The following is a 3035-nucleotide window of genomic DNA, read 5'->3' as shown; positions in this document are numbered from 1 at the left end:
TGTATCTCTCATGTAAAGATTGGGGAAAAACAAAAAAGCCTCAGAAATCTTTCGAAATCTGAGGCTCTTGATAAAAGAAGGCGGCTACCTACTCTCCCGCATTGCATTGCAGTACCATCGGCGCAAGTGAGCTTAACTTCTCTGTTCGGAATGGGAAGAGGTGGGACCTCACCGCAATAACCACCTGATAATGGGGTATGACGTATTTGCACACAAGCAAAACAACATAATGAACTGAAAATACAGTTGAAACTATGAACTTTCCTAAAGAAAGTGTTCGGGCAATTAGTAATGCTCGGCTTTGACATCGCTGTCTTTACACCTGCATCCTATCAACGTCATCGTCTTTGACGACCCTCAATGGAGTTCTCATCTTGCGGCTGGCTTCGCACTTAGATGCTTTCAGCGCTTATCCAATCCAGACTCAGATACCCAGCGGTGCGCCTGGCGGCACAACTGGTAAACCGGAGGTCTGTCCATCACGGTCCTCTCGTACTAGTGACGGCACCACTCAAAACTCCCACGCCCACGATAGATAGAGACCGAACTGTCTCACGACGTTCTGAACCCAGCTCGCGTGCCACTTTAATGGGCGAACAGCCCAACCCTTGGGACCTTCTCCAGCCCCAGGATGTGACGAGCCGACATCGAGGTGCCAAACCACCCCGTCGATATGAGCTCTTGGGGGGGATCAGCCTGTTATCCCCGGAGTACCTTTTATCCTTTGAGCGACGGAGTTTCCATACACATCCGCCGGATCACTATGCCCCAGTTTCCTGCCTGCTCGGCATGTCTGCCTCCCAGTCAAGCGCCCTTATGCCATTGCACTCTTTGAGGTCGGTTACCAATCGACCCGAGGGCACCTTTGGAAGCCTCCGTTACGCTTTTGGAGGCGACCACCCCAGTCAAACTACCCACCAAGCAGTGTCCGCGTATCACGCGTTAGACCTCAGACAGCCAAAGGGCCGTATTTCAAGGATGGCTCCACGAAAGCTGGCGCTCCCGCTTCAAAGCCTCCGGCCTATCCTACACATCGGATGACCAAGGTCAATGCTAAGCTGTAGTAAAGGTTCACGGGGTCTTTTCGTCCCATCGCGGGTAATCGGCATCTTCACCGATACTACAATTTCACTGAGCTCATGGTTGAGACAGCGTCCGGATCATTACACCATTCGTGCAGGTCGGAACTTACCCGACAAGGAATTTCGCTACCTTAGGACCGTTATAGTTACGGCCGCCGTTTACCGGGGCTTCAATTCAATGCTTCCTCTTGCGAGTGACATCTCCTCTTAACCTTCCGGCACCGGGCAGGTGTCAGGCTGTATACGTCATCTTTCGAGTTTGCACAGCCCTGTGTTTTTGTTAAACAGTTGCCTGGACCTATTCTCTGCGCCTCGCTCATCACGAGGACCCTTTATCCCGAAGTTACAGGGTCAATTTGCCTAGTTCCTTAACCATGAATCTCTCAACGCCTTAGTATGTTCTACCCGACCACGTGTGTCCGTTTGCGGTACGGGTGCCGCATGGGTTAAGCTTAGCGGATTTTCTCGGGAGTATGATTACCCACACTATTGGATTCTTCCGAAGAAGACTCCATACTATCAAGTTCAGCTCGGATGGTGGATTTGCCTGCCATCCTCAACACCTACACTCTTCAACGGGGACTTCCGTCGCCCCGCGGTGGTTTCACTGCTCCGTCTCCACGTCGCCCCATGCGGCAGTGACGGAATATTAACCGTCTCTGCCATCGCCATCGCCGTTCGGCTTAGACTTAGGACCCGACTGACCCCGGGCTGATTGGCATTGCCCGGGAAACCTTGGTCTTACAGCGGGAGGGAATCTAACCCTCCTTATCGTTACTTATTCCTACATTTGCTTTACTCACCGCTCCAGGATAACTTACGTACACCATTCGACGCTGTGAGTATGCTCCCCTACCGATACTTTTATAATTGCTATCCCGCGCCTTCGGTGTCTGCCTTATACCCGATTATTATCCATGCCCGGACCCTCGACTAGTGAGCTGTTACGCACTCTTTGAATGAATGGCTGCTTCCAAGCCAACATCCTAGCTGTCATAGGGACCAGACTTCGTTAGACTAACTCAGGCAGAACTCCGGGACCTTAGACGGCGGTCTGGATTCTTCTCCTCTCGGGGACGGACCTTAGCACCCGCCCCCTTACTGCCGGACTGCAAACCGTGAGCATTCGGAGTTCGTCAGGACTCGATAGGCGGTGAAGCCCTCTTGTCCTATCGGTCGCTCTACCTCTCACGGTGACCATCCGACGCGGCACCTAAATGCCTTTCGGGGAGTACGAGCTATCTCCAAGTTTGATTGGCCTTTCACTCCTACACTCGGCTCATCCAGAAGCTTTTCAACGCTTATTGGTGCGGACCTCCATCCCGTGTTACCGGGACTTCATCCTGGCCAAGTGTAGATCACTTGGTTTCGCGTCTACCCCCACTGACTGTGCGCCCTATTCAGGCTCGCTTTCACTGCGGCTACGTGTCTCATGACACTCAACCTCGCCAGTGACGGTAACTCGTAGGATCATTATGCAAAAGGCACGCCGTCACATCGTAAGATGCTCCGACCGCTTGTAGGCGCATGGTTTCAGGAACTATTTCACTCCCCTGCTCGGGGTTCTTTTCACCTTTCCTTCACAGTACTCGTTCGCTATCGGTCTCACGGGAGTATTTAGCCTTACCGGATGGTCCCGGCAGATTCGCGCAGGATTCCTCGTGTCCCGCGTTACTCAGGATACCGCTATGCCGCATTTCGCTTCACATACTGGACTATCACCGTCTATGGTCACATTTTCCAAAGTGTTCTGTTCACGATTTGCATACAATGTCGCGGTCCTACAACCCCAGCCACGCCTTGCGACGCCACTGGTTTGGGCTGTTCCCCGTTCGCTCGCCACTACTGGGGGAATCATTCATTTATTTTCTCTTCCTGCAGGTACTAAGATGTTTCAGTTCCCTGCGTTAGCTCTCTTACTTGGTAAGAGTAACCGTCCTTCAGACGGCTAGG

At 52.4% G+C, this 3035-nt stretch carries 2 rRNA genes; both read right to left on the bottom strand.

The features are described 5' to 3' along the window. Positions 1-75: 75 nt before the first annotated feature. Positions 76-188: ribosomal RNA gene (rrf, locus tag GH664_RS22155) — 5S ribosomal RNA — on the bottom strand. A 77-nt stretch (positions 189-265) separates the two neighbouring features. Then, positions 266-3035, bottom strand: a 23S ribosomal RNA gene (locus GH664_RS22150); the annotation flags it as partial.

The organism is Thauera sp. 2A1, from assembly GCF_009469595.2.
Taxonomy (GTDB): domain Bacteria; phylum Pseudomonadota; class Gammaproteobacteria; order Burkholderiales; family Rhodocyclaceae; genus Thauera.
The sequence above is the reverse complement of the archived record's forward strand: the minus strand, read 5'-3'. Positions and strand labels throughout refer to the sequence as shown.